This is a genomic window from Xanthomonas sp., from assembly GCF_017163755.1.
Lineage (GTDB): Bacteria > Pseudomonadota > Gammaproteobacteria > Xanthomonadales > Xanthomonadaceae > Xanthomonas_A.
Map to the genome: position 1 here is coordinate 45,374 of NZ_JAFIWC010000026.1, position 16,424 is coordinate 61,797.

General features: G+C 72.8%; 13 protein-coding genes. 8 read left to right on the forward strand and 5 right to left on the reverse strand.

All coding sequences use genetic code 11. The features are described 5' to 3' along the window. The first annotated feature begins 55 nt into the window (after nucleotides 1–55). Entirely contained in the window at nucleotides 56–1,378 is a 1,323-nt protein-coding gene (locus tag JR065_RS16830) for a hypothetical protein (RefSeq protein WP_206235462.1), read from the forward strand. A 62-nt stretch (nucleotides 1,379–1,440) separates the two neighbouring features. On the opposite strand, the gene JR065_RS16835 is transcribed toward JR065_RS16830, so the two are convergent. The 4 genes from JR065_RS16835 to trxA form a co-directional block, all read right to left on the reverse strand. After that, nucleotides 1,441–1,890 carry a DUF4442 domain-containing protein gene (locus JR065_RS16835; RefSeq protein ID WP_206235463.1) on the reverse strand — a complete coding sequence of 150 codons (450 nt, stop codon included), beginning with the start codon at nucleotides 1,888–1,890 and terminating at the stop codon, nucleotides 1,441–1,443. A gap of 319 nt (nucleotides 1,891–2,209) precedes the next feature. Further along, nucleotides 2,210–3,844 (reverse strand): CHASE2 domain-containing protein, encoded by a 1,635-nt coding sequence (locus tag JR065_RS16840; protein ID WP_343237291.1) that lies wholly within the window; start codon nucleotides 3,842–3,844, stop codon nucleotides 2,210–2,212. Further along, entirely contained in the window at nucleotides 3,841–5,529 is a 1,689-nt protein-coding gene (locus tag JR065_RS21565) for a FecR domain-containing protein (protein WP_241093697.1), read from the reverse strand. The genes JR065_RS16840 and JR065_RS21565 overlap by 4 nt, the downstream gene beginning before the upstream one ends. Nucleotides 5,530–5,683: 154 nt before the next feature. Next, the gene (gene trxA / locus JR065_RS16845; protein WP_206235466.1) at nucleotides 5,684–6,547 is read right to left on the reverse strand and encodes a thioredoxin; all 864 of its coding nucleotides are present in this window, start codon (nucleotides 6,545–6,547) and stop codon (nucleotides 5,684–5,686) included. Nucleotides 6,548–6,739: 192 nt separating this feature from the next. Here trxA and JR065_RS16850 point away from each other — a divergent pair, with 192 nt between their 5' ends. From JR065_RS16850 to JR065_RS16880, 7 genes are all read left to right on the forward strand, one after another. Further along, on the forward strand, nucleotides 6,740–7,363 hold the full coding sequence (locus JR065_RS16850; protein WP_241093698.1) for a DUF998 domain-containing protein: 624 nt from the start codon (nucleotides 6,740–6,742) through the stop codon (nucleotides 7,361–7,363). Nucleotides 7,364–7,627: 264 nt separating this feature from the next. Continuing rightward, nucleotides 7,628–10,270 carry a leucine--tRNA ligase gene (gene leuS, locus JR065_RS16855; protein ID WP_206235468.1) on the forward strand — a complete coding sequence of 881 codons (2,643 nt, stop codon included), beginning with the start codon at nucleotides 7,628–7,630 and terminating at the stop codon, nucleotides 10,268–10,270. A 145-nt stretch (nucleotides 10,271–10,415) separates the two neighbouring features. Continuing rightward, a complete protein-coding gene (gene lptE, locus JR065_RS16860; RefSeq protein ID WP_429001879.1) occupies nucleotides 10,416–10,994 on the forward strand; it encodes an LPS assembly lipoprotein LptE in 579 nt (192 codons plus the stop codon). A gap of 71 nt (nucleotides 10,995–11,065) precedes the next feature. Beyond that, nucleotides 11,066–12,100: a DNA polymerase III subunit delta gene (gene holA, locus JR065_RS16865; RefSeq protein WP_206235469.1), complete on the forward strand. Its 1,035-nt coding sequence runs from the start codon at nucleotides 11,066–11,068 to the stop codon at nucleotides 12,098–12,100. After that, nucleotides 12,097–12,933 (forward strand): nicotinate-nucleotide adenylyltransferase, encoded by an 837-nt coding sequence (nadD, locus tag JR065_RS16870; protein ID WP_206235471.1) that lies wholly within the window; start codon nucleotides 12,097–12,099, stop codon nucleotides 12,931–12,933. Before holA ends, nadD begins: the two co-directional genes overlap by 4 nt. A gap of 60 nt (nucleotides 12,934–12,993) precedes the next feature. Beyond that, nucleotides 12,994–13,407, forward strand: a complete 414-nt coding sequence (gene rsfS, locus JR065_RS16875) for a ribosome silencing factor (protein WP_206235472.1) — start codon at nucleotides 12,994–12,996, stop codon at nucleotides 13,405–13,407. Continuing rightward, the gene (locus tag JR065_RS16880; protein WP_206235473.1) at nucleotides 13,400–14,566 is read left to right on the forward strand and encodes a J domain-containing protein; all 1,167 of its coding nucleotides are present in this window, start codon (nucleotides 13,400–13,402) and stop codon (nucleotides 14,564–14,566) included. Before rsfS ends, JR065_RS16880 begins: the two co-directional genes overlap by 8 nt. A 276-nt stretch (nucleotides 14,567–14,842) precedes the next feature. Here the strand turns inward: JR065_RS16880 and JR065_RS16885 are convergent, their stop codons facing one another. Then, a complete protein-coding gene (locus JR065_RS16885; protein WP_206235474.1) occupies nucleotides 14,843–16,384 on the reverse strand; it encodes an alkaline phosphatase PhoX in 1,542 nt (513 codons plus the stop codon). Between the last annotated feature and the right edge of the window lie 40 nt (nucleotides 16,385–16,424).

Below are 16,424 nucleotides of genomic sequence, written 5' to 3' on the forward strand. Positions count from 1 at the left end.
CAGGCGGCATGCGGCTAAGATGGGCCGACATCGGTGCAGGGACGGTTGGGGAAACATGCGCGCAAGGATCGGCAAGTGGCTGGCGTGGAGCGCCGGCGGCGTGGTGGCACTGGTGCTGGCGGCGTACCTGGTGTCGCGGCTGTGGCCGGTGCCGCCGGCGCAGCGCGAGGCGCTGGCGTTGCTCCAGCAGCCGCGCGCGCCGCTGCGCGGGCCCAACCTGTTCGCGGCGCTGTGGGCGTTGCCGTACGCGGTGCCGGCGGCGCAGCAGCCAGCGCTGTTGGAGCAGGACGTGCAGCGCTTTCGCCAGTCCCGCGCCGCGGGCGGGTTCGGCAGCGCATTGGCGCGGCAGCCGCGCGCGCCGGCGTGGCCGGCGACGCTGCCGCGGTGCAGCTGGCGCGACAGCGACTGCCTGGACAAGGTGCGTGCGCAGCGCCAGGCCTATGCCGACGCGCTGCAGGCGCAGGCGCCGGTGCTGGCGCGGATAGCGGCGCTGCCCGCCGATGCGCACTACCGCAGTCCGTTCGACGCGCGCGCCGACACGCCGCTGCCAGAGCTTTCCCTGCTGCGGCTCGGGTCGATGCGCCATGCGCTGGATTTCGCCGACGGCCGTACCGACGCGGCGCTGGCCGGCGTATGCCACGACGCGCAACTGGGCCGGATCCTGTTGCGCAGCGACGACAGCCTGATCGTGCCGATGGTCGGCGCGGCGATGCTGCGCGGCAATGCGCGCCTGTTCGCCGGCATGCTGGCCGAACTGCCGGTGCAGCAGCCGCTGCCGGCGCAGTGCGCGGTGGCGTTCGCGCCGCTGGCGGCCGAGGAGATCGGCCTGTGCGGGGCGATGCGTGGCGAAGCGCGGATGATGTTCGCCGCGTTCGACGAACTCGGCGGCGGCGCGGGACCGCCGATGCGCTGGTACGACGCGGCGTTGCTGCGCCTGTTCGACGCCGAACGCAGCAAGGCGATGGTGGCGCCGCGCTACGCCTGGTCCTGCGGCGCCACGGCGCGCGACGCGCTGCTGCACGATCGCCCGGCGGTCGAGGCGCCGGCGCAGGCATCGGCGTCGCGGTCGGTCGGCTGCCTGGCCAATGCGATGGGATGCGTGCTGGCCGCCTCCGCGGCGCCCGACGTGGCACCGTACCAGCGATCGCTGCAGGACGCGGCCGCCGCCACGCGCCTGGTCGCGGCGCTGCTGTGGCTGCGCGAGCATCCCGATGCGCAACCGTTGCCGCAGCGCCTGGCCGCGCTGCCGGCGCCGTTGCGCGGGTCCGCCCGCCCGATCCAGGCCGCGACCGAGGGCGGCGTGCAGGTGCAGGCCTACTCCGGGCGCGAAGGCGACCGCCTGCGCCTGCCGTTGCCGGGCAGCAGGCTGCGACGCTGACGCTGATGCCGGCGCGCCGCGGGCAGGCGCGGCGCGCGATCCACCCGCCGCGTACGCTGCGCTCAGCGCGCCGGCTTGCGCTTGACGTACAGCTGCTTGCGCACCCGCGCGACCACCTCGCCCTGCGCGTCGCGGACCTCGTTGTCGAACCAGCGCAGGTACTTGTCGCCGCCGGCGGTGGCGTCGCGGATCTCGGCCAGGGTGGCGTCGTCGAGGCGGAACTCGGCGACCACGTGGCTGCGCCCGGGCTTGACGAACTCGATGCTGCCCGCCTTGTCCCAGACGTAGTAGTCGCGGCCCAGGCTGTGCATCGCCAGCAGCATCCAGAACGGGTCGGTCATCGCGAACAGGCTGCCGCCGAAGTGGGTGCCGACGTAGTTGCGGTTCCACGGGCGCAGGCGCAGCGCCACCCGCGCGTAGCGGTAGTCCTGGTCCAGTTCGAGCACGTGGATGCCGGTGAACAGGAACGGCGGCCACAGGTTCAGGCCCAGGCGGAACAGCGATGCTTTCATGGCAAGAGCGGGACGGGAAGAAGCGCCGAGCTTACCATTCGCATGAGTATGGTGGGCTGGGGCCTGTTGACGCTATCGGGATGGGCCACGTTGTCATGTCCGCCGTCCAGGGGGTCGTGCGTGGCATCGCGGCAGGCTGGCCGCCTGTCCAAGCCGCGCGCGGCCGCCTGGGCGGCGGACAGGGCAACCCGAAGGGCCGCGCTTGGGCGCGCATGGGCGGCGCCATCGCTCGGTCGCTTATCGGCACAAGCGCCCTTCCTCTCCTTGCCCCGCACGCGCCCAAGCACGGCGCGGCCTATCCCGATAGCGTTAACAGGCCCTAGATGGGGCTGCTGCAGGCGTAGCCGTCGCGCCCGGCGGTCTTGGCCCGGTACAGCGCCGCGTCGGCCTGGGCGAAGAAATCGCGGTCGCGGGTCTCGGCGCCGACCGTGGTGCTGTGCACGCCGAGCGTGGCGGTGATCGGCACCGGGCCGTGGGGTCCCGGCATCGTCAGCTGGCGGATGTCCTCGAGCAGCGCCTCGGCGATGCCGCGCGCGCCGGGCAGCGCGGTGTCGGGCAGGATCATCGCGAATTCGTCGCCGCCGAAGCGCGCGGCGACATCGTGCGGGCGCCGCGCGTGGCGCGCGACCGCCGCGGCGACCAGGGTGAGCGCACGGTCGCCGCTATGGTGGCCGAGGGTGTCGTTGTAGCGCTTGAAATGGTCGATGTCGACGACGATCAGGGTCAGCGGCTTGCCGCTGCGCCGCGCCATCGCCAGTTCCTGGCGGAAGGCCAGCTCGAAACTGTGGCGGTTGGCCAGCCCGGTGAGCCCGTCGCGGTGCGCCTGGCGCCGCCAGTGCGCCACGCGCAGGCCCAGCCAGCCGGCCGACACCAGGGTCACCGCGCCCAGGCACGCCGCCGGCGCGAACCAGCGCCCGCTAGCCAGCGCCCACAGCAGGCTGCCGGTGGCGATCAGCGCCAGCGTGACCGGCAGCGCCAGCCACGGCCAGCGCCGGTGGCGCACGGGATAGGTCATGCCCAGCGCGGCGAGCAGCGCCAGCAGCGCCGAGGCGCCGGCCTGCTGGGCGTCCGGCAACGGCGTGATCGCATGCCCGCCGAGCAGCATCGCGGCCACGTTGGCCTGGTACTCGGCGCCGTTCATCCAGCTTTCGTGCGACATCGGGGTCAGGAAGCGCTGGCCCAGGCCCGCGGCGCCGACGCCGACGATGACCCGGCGCCCGCGCAGCGCCTGCGCCGGCACCCGGCCCTCCAGCACGTCGACGTAGGACAGCTGCGGGAAGCTGCCGGGCGGCCCGGCATAGCGGACCCCGACATAGTCGTTGCGATACCAGCGGTAGGGGATCGGGTCCTCGGCCTGTCCGGCCTCCGAGGCCACGCCCGGCCAGGGCGGGGCCAGGCCGGCCAGCGCCACGCCCAGCGCCGGCCAGTGCGCGCTGCCCAGGCCGGCGCGCAGGTAGATGCCGCGCGACACGCCGTCGGCGTCGATCTCGATGTCGGTATGCGCCAGCCCGGCCGCGGCGCGGGCGATGATCGGCACCGGCAGCAGTTCCTGCGGCATGTCGCCGGCGTCGGCGCTGCTGGTGGTCACCGGCAGTACGGTGTTGCCGTTGCGGCGCAGCGCCGCGGCCAGCCGCGCGTCGTTGTCCGGATCGGCCTGGTCCGGTTCGCTGAACACCAGGTCCAGCGCCACCCGCTTGGCGCCGGCCTCGCTCAGGCGGTCGAGCAGGCGCGCGTGGGTGCTGCGCGGCCACGGCCATTGCCCGAGCGCCTGCAGGCTGCGGTCGTCGATCGCCACCAGCACCACCGACGAATCGGGCGGATAGGGCCAATGCGCGACCAGCGTGTCGTACAGCGCGTTGTCCAGCCGCCACAATCCGTCCGACAGGCTGAACGCCGCGGCCAGCAGCGCCGCCGCGGCGGCTACCAGCCAGCGCAGCGGCGCGGTCGCCTTCACAGCAGCAGCCACAGCAGCAACGCCCCGGCGCCGCCGCCGAGATAGCAGCCCCGGCACGGCAGCGAGATCGCCTGCGGCGGCGAGAACGGCGCGGCATAGCCGTCGTCGTCCACCTGCTGCACGCGCACGTACCAGGTGCCGCCGCGCGGACGCGGCAGCGAGATCTGCGGCTCGTCGAGGGTGCGGTCGAGCAGCAGCGGCGCGTCGAAGTCGGGCTTGCGCGCGATCTGCACCCGGTAGCGCTGGCCGGGGTCGCCGGGTTGCCAGCGCAGCGTCAGCTGGCCCTTGGCCGCTTGCGGCGGTTGCAGCGCCGGGTCCAGCGGCGCATCGCTGATCCGCAGCTGCAGCGGCTGCCCGAACGGACCCTGCCGCCCTTGCGCATCGCGCGAGGCCACGCGCCAGAAGTATTCGCCCGGGGGCAGCGGCAGCGGCGCGCGCAGCCGGGTGGCGTCGGTCTGGCGTTCGAACACCAGGTCGCTGAACTGGGCATCGCGCGCCAGCTGCAGTACCGAGGCGGCGGCGTCGGCGCTGCGCGCCCATTCGAAGCGCGGATGCGGCGTGCGCAATTGCTGCTGCTGCAACGGCTGCAGCGTCAGCGGCGGCAGCGGCGTGGCCCACACCTGCAGCGCGCGCTCGGCATCCTCGCCCTCGACCCCGGTGGCGGCGATGCCGCGCACCAGCAACAGCAGGTGTCCGGCGGGCAGGTCGTCCAGCGCGATCTGCGCCTGCGTGGTCTGCCGCGCGAAGCGCAGCACCTGGCGCTGCTGCGCGTCCACCGCTTCGACCCGGTAGCCGGCCGCGCCCGGCAACGGTTCCCAGGCCAGCAGGTACGGCGCGCTTTCCAGGCGGCTGCGCTGCTCGTCGAGCACCGGCGCCGGCAGCAGGCGCTCGGGCAGCGGCGCGGCGTCGGCGGCCATGCGCGAGGCCTCGCCGGGATGCAGCAGGCGCTGGCCGCGCGGGTTGCCGACCTGCACCACGCCCTGCAGCACCTCGGTGGCGGCCAGTTGGCCGTCCTCGTCGCCGGCGGCGGCGCGGAAGCGGGTGCCGCGCACGCTGCTGGTGCCGGCCGGGGTCTGGATGATGTAGCGCGATGCCGGGCCCTGGGCCGGGACCACCTCGTTGCTGGCGCGGCCCTGTTCAAGCCGCACGCGGGTGTCGACCATGCCGGTGGCGCCGTAGCGGGCGAGCTGGTCGAAGCGCACGCGGCTGTTCTCGCGGACCTGCATCTGCGAGCCGTCGGCGAACTGCACGGTCACGCTGGCGTCGGCCCCGGTCTGCAACGCGCTGCCGATCGGCAGCAGCATGCCGTCGTGCACCGGTGCCGCCGCCGCGCCCCCCGTGGCCTGCACGCTGGCCGCGCCGCGCAGCGCGATCACCCGTGCCGGCGCCGGCTGCACCCGCAGCCAGGCGATCGGGAAGCGCAACGGCTGCCCCGGCGGCAGCGCATAGGGATCGGACACGCCGTTGTGCCGGCCCAGGCGCCGCCAGTCCAGGTTGGGCTTGAGGTAGCGGTCGCTGAGCTGCCACAGGGTGTCGCCGGGGCGGACGCGGTAGACCCAGTCCTGGGCGGCGGCCAGCGGCGCGGCCGCCAGGCCCGCGCAGGCCATCAGCAGCAGGGCGAGGAGCCGGTACGCGGACAGGGGAAGGCGACGACGGGACGGGGTGCGGTTCTGGCTGCTCAACATCTGGCCCTGGCAAGGACCAGGTGCGCGACGCCGGGCGCCGGGCCGATGTTTCCCCTGGTCGTGATGTCGCGGAGGGAGCCGGACGACTCGTCCGGGCCACGGAGTGGCCGAACCGCGGAATCATGGCCAACCGATCCCATCCGTGACATGAATCTCAGAATAACAGGGCCGACATCTTACGCCGGTAGCGCCCGACCAGGTCCTCGTCCTCGATCACCCGGAACGCGTCGATCAGCGATTTCCGGGGCAGCCCGTCCTCGAAGGCGCGGTCCTGGCGCAGCATGTCCAGGAACTGCTCCAGCGCCGCCTCGTCGTCGCCGCCGACCAGGCGTTGCACCCCGAGCAGGTAGCGCGCCTTCAGGTCGGCCGGGTCCTGCGCGATGGCCGCCTGCAGCGCCTCGATCGGCGGCGCCTCCTTCAGCGCGTTGGCGAAGCCCAGCCGCGCCCGCGCGCGCACCGCGCGCTCGTCGGTGGCCAGGTTGGCGGGCAGGGCGTCGATCAGCGCCTCGGCCTCGGCGACCGCGCCGGTCTTCACCAGCGCCAGCGCCAGGTCCAGCTTCAGCTCGGCCTTGTCCGGCTCGGCGGCGATCGCCTCGCGCAGGCGCAGCACCTCGGCGTGCGGGTCCAGCGGCGCGGCCGGCGCGTCGGGCGCCTGCTGTTCCGGCGCCGGCAGCGGCTCGATGCCGTGCTGCTTGAGGAATTCGCGCAACTGGCCCTCGGGCAGCGCACCGGGGAAGCCGTCGACCAGCTGCCCGTCCTTGACCAGGAACACGGTCGGCACCGAGCGGATCTGGAACGCGGCGGCGATCTGCTGCTCCTGGTCCACGTCGACCTTGGCCAGTTCGAACGCGCCGTGGTATTCGGCGGCCAGCTTCTCCAGGAGCGGCCCCAGGGTCTTGCACGGACCGCACCAGGGCGCCCAGAAATCCACCAGCACCGGGGTCTGCAGCGACTTCTGCAGCACCTCGGTCTCGAAGGTCTCGGTCTTGGCGTCGAAAACGTGGGGATGGTCGGACATGGGGCTCATCGTGAAGGCGAAGAAGGCCTCTATGGTGCCAAACGCGGACGACTCAAGGGCGTGGCGCCGGCGCGGCCCGCCGTGCAAGCACCGCCCGGCGCCGGTGCGGCAGGTGCCGGCGACGGGCGCAGCGGCCACAATGGCCGCCTTCCCGCGCGGCACCGGCGCGACAGACGAACCAAGGAGAGCCGATTGGCCGATCGATACGAACGAGCGCTGCGCTACGCCGGGCCGGGGCTGGCGCTGCTGGCGGTGGCCGCGGTGGCCGGCTTCGGCCTGGCGCTGCCCGGCTACCTGCCGTGGTCGCACCCGCTGGCGCTGCTCGGCGCGCGCGGCATCGCCCATGCCTGGGCCTTCAATCTGCTGGTCTTCGTGCTGCCCGGCGCGCTGGCGCTCGGGCTGGCGCTGCGGCTGTTGCGCGGCGCCGGCCGCGGCGCGGCCTGGTCGCTGCGCGTGGGCGGCCAGCTGCTGGTGCTGGCGGGCCTGGCGTATGCCGGCATGGGACTGCTGCCGCTGGATCCGTCCGATCTGCAGGCGCGCGCGACCCGGCTGCATGCCACGGCCTGGCTGCTGTGGGTGGTGGCGCTGGTGCCGGCGGCGGCGCTGCTGGGCCGCGGCGCCTGGCGCGTGCCGGGTGCGCGCCGCTGGGCGCAGGCGGCGTGGGCGGTGGCGGTGCTGGCGGCGTTGGGCGCGTTCGCGCTGGATGCGCTGGTGTCGCCGGCGATCGCGCAGCGGCTGGTGTTCGGCCTGTGGTGGGCGTGGCTGGCATGGCTGGCCTGCCGGCGTGGGCCGGTTGCCGTCGCGCGCGGCGGCTGAGCGCCGATTCTGCGCAATGGACGGCGCTGCACGCCGCGCCGGCGCCGGTGCCGGCGCGCGACGCGGCGGCCGCGAAGCGGCATGGCGGCGGCCGCCACAAGCGGCTTTTACCGGCACCTGTCGCAGCGCAGGCGGGTTTCGCCCGGCGCGCATGAGGCGGGGCCGGGGCCCGCGCCGCGCGCCGCTCGTCGCCAGGATTGGAGCGGCTTGCTGCGCTGCGGTACCCTTTGCCGCTTTGTTGCCGCCTGGCCCTAGCCCGTCTCCATGTCCGCCGTCGAACCCACCGCATACGACCCGCAGCAGGTCGAATCGTCCGCCCAGCAGTTCTGGGACGCCTCCCGCGCCTTCGAGGTCAAGGAGAGCTCCGACAAGCCGAAGTTCTACTGCCTGTCGATGCTGCCGTACCCGTCCGGCGCGTTGCACATGGGCCACGTGCGCAACTACACCATCGGCGACGTGATCAGCCGCTACCAGCGCATGACCGGCAAGAACGTGCTGCAGCCGATGGGCTGGGACGCGTTCGGCCTGCCGGCCGAGAACGCGGCGATCAAGAACAAGACCGCGCCGGCGAAATGGACCTACGCCAACATCGAGCACATGCGCAGCCAGCTCAAGTCGCTGGGCTACGCGATCGACTGGTCGCGCGAGTTCGCCACCTGCCGGCCCGAGTACTACGTGCACGAGCAGCGCATGTTCACCCGGCTGATGCGCAAGGGCCTGGCCTACCGGCGCAACGCGGTGGTGAACTGGGACCCGGTCGACCAGACCGTGCTGGCCAACGAGCAGGTGATCGACGGGCGCGGCTGGCGCTCCGGCGCGCTGGTGGAGAAGCGCGAGATCCCGCAATGGTTCCTGCGCATCACCGACTACGCGCAGGAACTGCTGGACGGCCTGGACCAGCTGCCGGGCTGGCCGGAATCGGTCAAGACCATGCAGCGCAACTGGATCGGCCGCTCCGAAGGGCTGGAGATCCAGTTCGACGTGCACGACGCCGGCGGCGCGGCGCTGGACCCGCTGCGCGTGTTCACCACGCGCCCGGACACGCTGATGGGCGTGACCTTCGTGTCGATCGCCGGCGAGCATCCGCTGGCGCTGCACGCGGCCAAGTCCAACCCGCAGCTGGCCGCGCTGCTGGCCGAGCTCAAGCACGGCGGCGTGTCCGAAGCCGAGCTGGAGACCCAGGAGAAGCGCGGCATGGACACCGGCCTGGTGGCGGTGCATCCGATCAGCGGCGAGAAGGTGCCGGTGTGGGTCGCCAACTTCGTGCTGATGGGCTACGGCACCGGCGCGGTGATGGCGGTACCCGGTCACGACCAGCGCGACTTCGAGTTCGCCAACAAGTACGCGTTGCCGATCCGCCAGGTGATCGCGCTGAAGTCGCCGCGCAACGACGAGGAGCGCACCTGGGAGCCGACGGTGTGGCGCGACTGGTACACCGACAAGACCCGTGAATTCGAACTGGTCAACTCGGCCGAGTTCGACGGCCTGGACTACCACGGTGCGTTCGAGGCGCTGGCCGAGCGTTTCGAGCGCAAGGGCCAGGGCCAGCGCCGGATCAACTACCGCCTGCGCGACTGGGGCGTCAGCCGCCAGCGCTACTGGGGCTGCCCGATCCCGGTGATCTACTGCGCCAGCTGCGGCGCGGTTCCGGTGCCGGAAGACCAGTTGCCGGTGCTGCTGCCGGAGAACGTCGAGCTCAGCGGCACCGGTTCGCCGCTGAAGACCGACCCGAAGTGGCGCCAGACCACCTGCCCGCAGTGCGGCGCGGCGGCCGAGCGCGAGACCGACACTTTCGACACCTTCATGGAGTCGAGCTGGTACTACGCGCGCTACACCTCGCCCGGCGCCAAGGACATGGTCGACAAGCGCGGCAACTACTGGCTGCCAGTGGACCAGTACATCGGCGGCATCGAGCACGCGATCCTGCACCTGATGTACTTCCGTTTCTTCCACAAGCTGCTGCGCGACGCGCGCCTGGTGGACAGCGACGAGCCGGCGACCAACCTGCTGACCCAGGGCATGGTGATCGCCGAGACCTACTACCGCGAGCAGGGCGATGGCGGCAAGGAATGGATCAACCCGGCCGACGTGGACGTGCAGCGCGACGAGCGCGGCCGCATCGTCGGCGCCACCCTGATCGCCGACGGCGCGCCGGTGCAGATCGGCGGCACCGAGAAGATGTCCAAGTCCAAGAACAACGGCGTCGATCCGCAGGCGATGGTCGACAAGTACGGCGCCGACACGGTGCGTCTGTTCTCGATGTTCGCCGCGCCGCCGGAACAGTCGCTGGAATGGAACGAGGCCGGCGTCGACGGCATGGCGCGGTTCCTGCGCCGGCTGTGGGCGCAGGTGCACAAGCACGTCGCCGACGGCCCCGCGCCGGCGCTGGACGTGGCCGCGCTGAGCGCCGAGCACAAGGCGATCCGGCGCAAGACCCACGAGACCATCGGCAAGGTCGCCGACGACTACGGCCGCCGCCACAGCTTCAACACCGCCATCGCCGCGGTCATGGAGCTGACCAACGTGCTGGCCAAGTTCGACGACGCCGGCGCGCAGGCGCGCGCGGTGCGCCAGGAAGCGCTGGAAGCGGCGGTGCTGCTGCTCAACCCGATCACCCCGCACGCCAGCCACGCGCTGTGGCAGGTGCTCGGCCACGCGCCCACGCTGCTGGAAGACCTGCCGTTCCCGCGGGCCGACGAATCGGCGCTGGTGCGCGACGCGCTGACCCTGGCGGTGCAGGTCAACGGCAAGCTGCGCGGCACCATCGAGGTGCCGGCCGATGCGGCGCGCGAGCAGATCGAGGCGCTGGCGCAGGCCGAGCCCAACGCCGCCAGGTTCCTGGAAGGTCTGAGCCTCAGCAAGATCATCATCGTGCCGGGCAAGATCGTGAACCTGGTGGCGGCGTGAAGCCGCGCCGCCTGCGTGCCGCGGGCGGCGGCACGTGCCCGGCCGGGTCCGGCGCCGCCGCTGCGCGTCTCAACCCCTGTTCACGCGGCATCGGTCAGGCTAGCCGCCTGTTGCCGCGCCCTGCCGGCTCCTCCAGACTGTGTCCATGACCCGACTCCTGCTCGCCCTCGTCCTCGCGACGTCCCTGACCGCCTGCGGTTTCCACCTGCGCGACAAGCTGACCCTGCCGGCCGGCACGCCCGCGGTGAAGGTGGTCTCCTCGGCGCCGTACAGCGAGCTGGTCAAGCTGCTCGAACGCGGGCTGCGCGCCTCCGGCGCGCAGATCGCCGAGAAGGACGTCAACACCGGCGTGGCGCGCCTGGAAGTGCTGTCCGAGCGCTGGGGCGACCTGCCGATCGCGCTCGACGCCGAAGGCCGCGCGCAGGAGTACAGCCTGCGCTACGCGGCGATCTTCGTGTTCCGCCTGCCCGACGGCAGCGATCTGGTGCCGCAGCAGGTGATCGAGCTGTCGCGCGACTACGTGTCGCCGCCCACCGACGCCACCGGCACCACCACCGAGCGCGAGATCCTGGCCGATGAACTGCGCCGCGAGATGTCGGCGTCGATCCTGCGCCGCATCGACAGCGTCGCGCGCGCGCAGATCCGCGACGGCAGGAGCGACTTCAACGGCGGCGGCGTGCCGCCGGCCGAGCCCGCCACGCCGCCGGCCACGCAGCAGCCTTGACCGACCGCATCGCGCTCGCGCCGCGTCCGCCCGCGCTGGGCGGCGCGGCGGCGACGCGCTAGGCTGCCGCCATGGAATTGCGCCCCGAACAGCTCGTCACCCAGGCGGCCTCGCAGCCGCTGCACCCGGTCTACCTGATCGCCGGCCCGGAAACCCTGCGCGTGCTCGAGGCCGCCGACGCGGTGCGGGCGCGCGCGCGCGCCGAAGGCATCGGCGAGCGCGAGGTGTTCGACGCCGACGGCCGCGACTTCGACTGGAGCCAGCTGTATTCCAGCTTCAACGCGCCGAGCCTGTTCAGTCCGCGCCGCCTGCTCGAACTGCGCCTGCCCAGCGGCAAGCCGGGCAAGGAGGGCGCCGAGGTGATCGGCGCGTTCTGCGCCGATCCGCCGCCGGACGTGGTGCTGCTGATCACCTGCAACGAATGGAGCAAGGCGCACCAGGGCAAATGGGCCGACGCGGTCGGGCGGCTGGGGGTGATCGCGGTGGCCTGGGCGATCAAGCCGCACGAACTGGGCGACTGGATCGAGCGCCGCCTGCGCAGCAAGGGCCTGCGCGCCGACGCCGGCGCGGTGCAGCGCCTGGCCGAGCGCGTGGAGGGCAACCTGCTCGCCGCCGCGCAGGAGATCGACAAGCTGGCCCTGCTGGCCGACGGCCAGAGCCTGGACGTGGCGGCGATGGAGTCGCTGGTCGCCGACGCGGCGCGCTACGACGTGTTCCGCCTGGCCGAGTGCACGCTCGCCGGGCAGGCGCCGGCGGTCGGCCGCATGCTGCTCGGATTGCGCGCCGAAGGCGAGGCCGTCGCGGCGCTGATGCCGATCCTGATCAAGGAACTGCTGCGCACCGCGGCGCTGGCCAAGGTGCAGGCCGCCGGCGGCAACCTGGCCGCGGAGATGAAGGGGCAGGGCATCTGGGAATCGCGGCAGGCGCCGTTCAAGCGCGCGCTGCAGCGGCATGCCGAGCCGCGCCGCTGGGAGCGCTTCGTCGCCGAGGCCGGGCGCATCGACCGCATCGCCAAGGGCCGCGCCGACGGCGACGCCTGGGTCGCGCTGGAGCGGCTGCTGCTGGCGATCGCCGAGGCGCGCGCAGTGCGGTTGTTGGTGGTATGACGAACGGGACTCGGGACTCGGGACTCGGGACTCGGAACAGCGAGATTCCAGCGGGTGCGGGCAGTGGAGGCAGTACCGGTTCCCGACCCGCCGAACAGTCTCTGGAACCCGCGTTGTCGCAGGTATCGGGATTTTCCGAATCCCGAGTCCCGAGTCCCGAGTCCCGACAACTCCACCTGATCTACGGCGGCACCTTCGATCCGGTCCACAACGGCCACCTGGCGATCGCGCGTGCGGCGCGCGACGAGCTCGGGGTCCCGGTGCGGCTGATGCCGGCGGCCGATCCGCCGCACCGGGCCGCGCCCGGCGCCAATGCGCGCCAGCGCTGCCGGATGCTGGCGCTGGCGATCGGCGAGGAGCCGGGCCTGCTGCTCGACGGCCACGAACTGCGCCGCGCGCTGGCGCAGCCGGGCGTGGCCTCGTACAGCATCGACACCGTGCGCGAACTGCGCGCCGAACTCGGCGCCACGGCGCCGCTGGCATTGCTGGTGGGCTCGGACAGCTTCGTCGGCTTCAGCGGCTGGCGCGAATGGCGCGCGTTGCTGGACGCCGCGCACGTGGTGATCGCCGATCGCGCCGGCAGCGGCTGGGAGCGGGCCTTGCCGGAGGAACTGGCGGCGGCCGCCGCCGGCCGCTGGGCGGCGTCGCCGCAGGCGCTGCAGGCGGCGCCGGGCGGCCTGCTGTGGCGCCTGCGGCAGCCGCTGCGCGCCGAATCGGCGAGCCTGGTGCGCGAGCGCATCGGCAACGGCGGCGACTGGGAAAGCCTGCTGCCGCCCGCCGTGGCGCAGTACATCCGCGCCGCCGGGCTGTACGCGCCCCCCGCCGCCGGCTAGCTGAATACGCGACGCCGCGCAGTTCCTTATAATTCGCCCCATTCCAACGAGTCCGCACCTTTGTCCAGTCAAGCCCACGTCATCAAGACCCAACTGCCCAACCCGCCGCCGCCGTTGCCGGTGCTGCTCGCCCACGTGCGCAACGCGATCGAAGAGCTCAAGGCCAAGGACGTGGTCGAGATCGACGTACGCGGCAAGTCCAGCGTCACCGACTACATGGTCGTCGTTTCGGGCACCTCGACCCGCCACGTCAAGTCGATCGCCGATGAAGTGATCAAGCACGCCAAGAAGCTGGACGTGATGCCGCTGGGCGTGGAAGGCGAGCGCGAGGCCGAGTGGGTGCTGGTCGACCTCGGCGACGTGGTGGTGCACGTGATGCTGCCGCGCGTGCGCGAGTTCTACGCGCTGGAGCGGCTGTGGACGGTCGGCGACCAGCCGCCGCACGACGCGGACGACGACGCGCGCGATGCCTGATCCAACGCACCGGCGCGACGCTGCGCCGGTGGCGGATGCAATCCCGAACCTGGCGCTGTCGGCCGTGCTGGCATCCGCCGGCAGCGCGCTGCGCAGTGCCGCGGGCGCGCGCTTCGACACGCTGGTCGCGCAACTGGAACGCAGCCGCGGCGAACTGGCCGCCTGGCGCGAGGCCTTGCCGCGCTGGCAGCAGCGCTTCCACGAACAGGTGCAGCCGTTGCTGCAGCGGCGCGACCAGCTGCACGCCGAGCGCGTGCTGGCGCTGGATGCGCTGTGCATGGCGCAGAAGCTGGGCAAGGCCGACCGCGCCGCGCTGTCGGCGCAGATCTGCCTGCTGGCCGAGCCGTTGATCGAGGACGCCGGCCTGCTCGAACTCAAGCCGCTCCACGACCGCCATGCGGACACGCCGTTCGACCAGCGCATCGCCGCCTCCGATGCGGCGCTGCGGGCGATGATCGCGGCGCATTTCGGCGTGGACGCCGACGCCTTGCCGTACCTGGCGACACCGCAGGCGCTGTTCGAGCGCCTGCAGCAGCGCCGCCGGCAGACCCAGGCCGCCGCCGCCGCGCGCAAGGCGAAGCAGGCGCAGCGCGCCGCGTCGGCCGCGCCGGCGCCGGCATTCGATCCGCAGATCGCGCTGCGCGAGCTGTACCGCCGGCTGGCCGCGACGCTGCACCCGGACCGCGAGGCCGATCCGCAGCAGCGCGAACGCAAGACCGTGCTGATGCAACGGCTCAACGCGGCCTATGCCGACGCCGACCTGCTCGGCTTGTTTGAATTGCAGGTGCAGGCCGGCCAACTGGACGCCGCCGCGTTCGCGACGATGGCCGATACCCGCATCGAGCGCTACAACCGCATGCTCGGCGAGCAGCTGCAGGCCACGCAGGACGAACTGCGGCGTATCGACGCCGCGTTCAAGGCCGACTACGCCGTGTTCGGCACGCGCCGGCTCAAGCCGGAACGGCTGCAGGCGGCGATGGCCGAGATCAAGCGCGCGCTGCAGGACGAGATCGACGCGCTGGCGGAGGATCTGCGCGAGCTGCAGCGCGCGCCGAGCCTGCGGCACTGGCTCAAGCGGCAGGATGCGCCGCCGTCCGAGGCGTCGCGCGAAGCCCTGCTGTTCCAGGCCATGCTGGACGACGCGCAACGCGACGACTAGGCGCGCGCCTTCGATCGCGCGGGGACGCGCACGGATGCCGCGCGGCACCGGCGGGCCTGCACTGGCTTCTGCAAACGCCCGTCGGCTGCGGAATCCGAGCCGAAGATGCCCGCCAGCCGCATCGGCTATCCGCCGGAAAATGCGTTGGCCGGGTGGATCGGCAATGCGCCGATCCACCCGGCGACACGACCAGGACAGCGGCGCTTGCGGGCGCCGTCGTCTTTTTTGCAGCGGCCGCGATCGCGCGCGGCCGTCGCAGTCGTGGCGCTGCGCCGCCTACAGCGGCCCGCGCTCCCACGGCCCGGTGATCGCCACGGTGATGCCCGGGGTCTGGATGTTGACGAACAGCGTGCGCGCCAGCGGATCCCAGCACGCGCCGCAGAACTCGCTGTCGCGGTAGTCGCCCTCGGCGACGGTCTTGCCGGCATTGGCCAGCTCGGTCGAGGTCAGCGCGATGTTGTTCTTGGCCAGATAGAACGACTCGCCGGCGCGGGTCAGGCCGATCAGGCGCGAGCCGGGGCCGTATGCGTCCGGGCTTTCGCCGCCGTCCTCGCACAGGACCACGCCGCCGCGCGCGCTGACGGTGACGTTGTCCGGGTTGTGCGCGGCCAGCTGGTCGCCGCTGACGAACAGCGCCTTGAGCCGCTGGCTCAGCAGGTCCAGCACCCACACCGCGCCGTTGCCGCGGCCCTTGCGCCCCTGCGCATCGGTGCCGGTGCTGGTGTCGACGATGAACATCTTGCCGTAGCTGTACCAGATGCCTTCGCCGCGGCTCATCCGCAGCGCGCCTTCGCTCCAGGCCTGCGCGAAGGGCCCGCTCAGCGTCTCGCCGGCGCCGATGTCGGCGAAGCCGCTCGGCGCGACGATGCTGTCCAGGTCCGGCTCGGGGATGTCGACCCATTCCAGGTCGAAGCTCTGCCCGACCGAGGCCACGGTGAGGTCGGCGTTGCGGCGGCCCTTCACCCGCGCGGCCTGCAACCGGCCGCCGTTCTCCAGCGAGCCGTTGCGGCCGCGGCGATCGTTGGGGACGAAACGGTACAGCGCCGACTTGTTGCGGTCGTCCTCGGTCAGATAGACGATGCCGGTGCGCGGGTCCACCGCGACCGCCTCGTGGCTGAAGCGGCCCAGGCCCTGCAGCGGGCGGCCGCTGGTGCGCTCGCTGTCCGGGTCCACCTCGAACACGTAGCCGTGCTTGCGGCCGCTGCTGGACACCGCATCGCTCTTGATCTCCTCGCAGCTCAGCCAGGTGCCCCATGGCGTCGGGCCGCCCGCACAGTTGACCAGGGTGCCGCCCAGGCTCGGTTCCAGGCGGTCCCAGCGGCCGTTGCGGAAGCTCAGCGTGGTGGTGCCGCCGCCGGCGGCTTGGCCGTCGGCGACGATGCCGGTGTCGTACATCGCCGGCGCTTTGATCGGCGCGGTGGCGCCGCGTTCGTGGTTGCGGATCAGCACGTATTCCAGGCCGCGACCGCGCCCGCGGCCGCGTTCGTCGTCGCGCCCGCGCGCGCGGCGCACCGCCACCACCGCCATGCCGTCGTGGCGGTCGGGGCAGGGCTGCCCATCGTCCATGCGGTCGCCGCTCCAGGCGAAGGAGCGGTAGCTGAAGCCGCGCGGCAGCTGCAGCAGCGGCAGGCCGGTGCTGTCGTCGGCGACGGGAGCGAGCGGGCCGTAGCGGCTGGGCACCGGCGACAGCTGCGCCGCGGCGGTGGCGGCGTGCGCCTGGCGCGACTGCAGCGCGCCTAGGCTGCCGATGGCGCCCATCGCCATCGCGGCGGCGCTGCTTTTGAGGACGTGTCGGCGGGCGGGATCGAAGGCATGCATCGTGCGGCTCCTGCTGGCTGAGGTGCCCCCGACCGTAGGC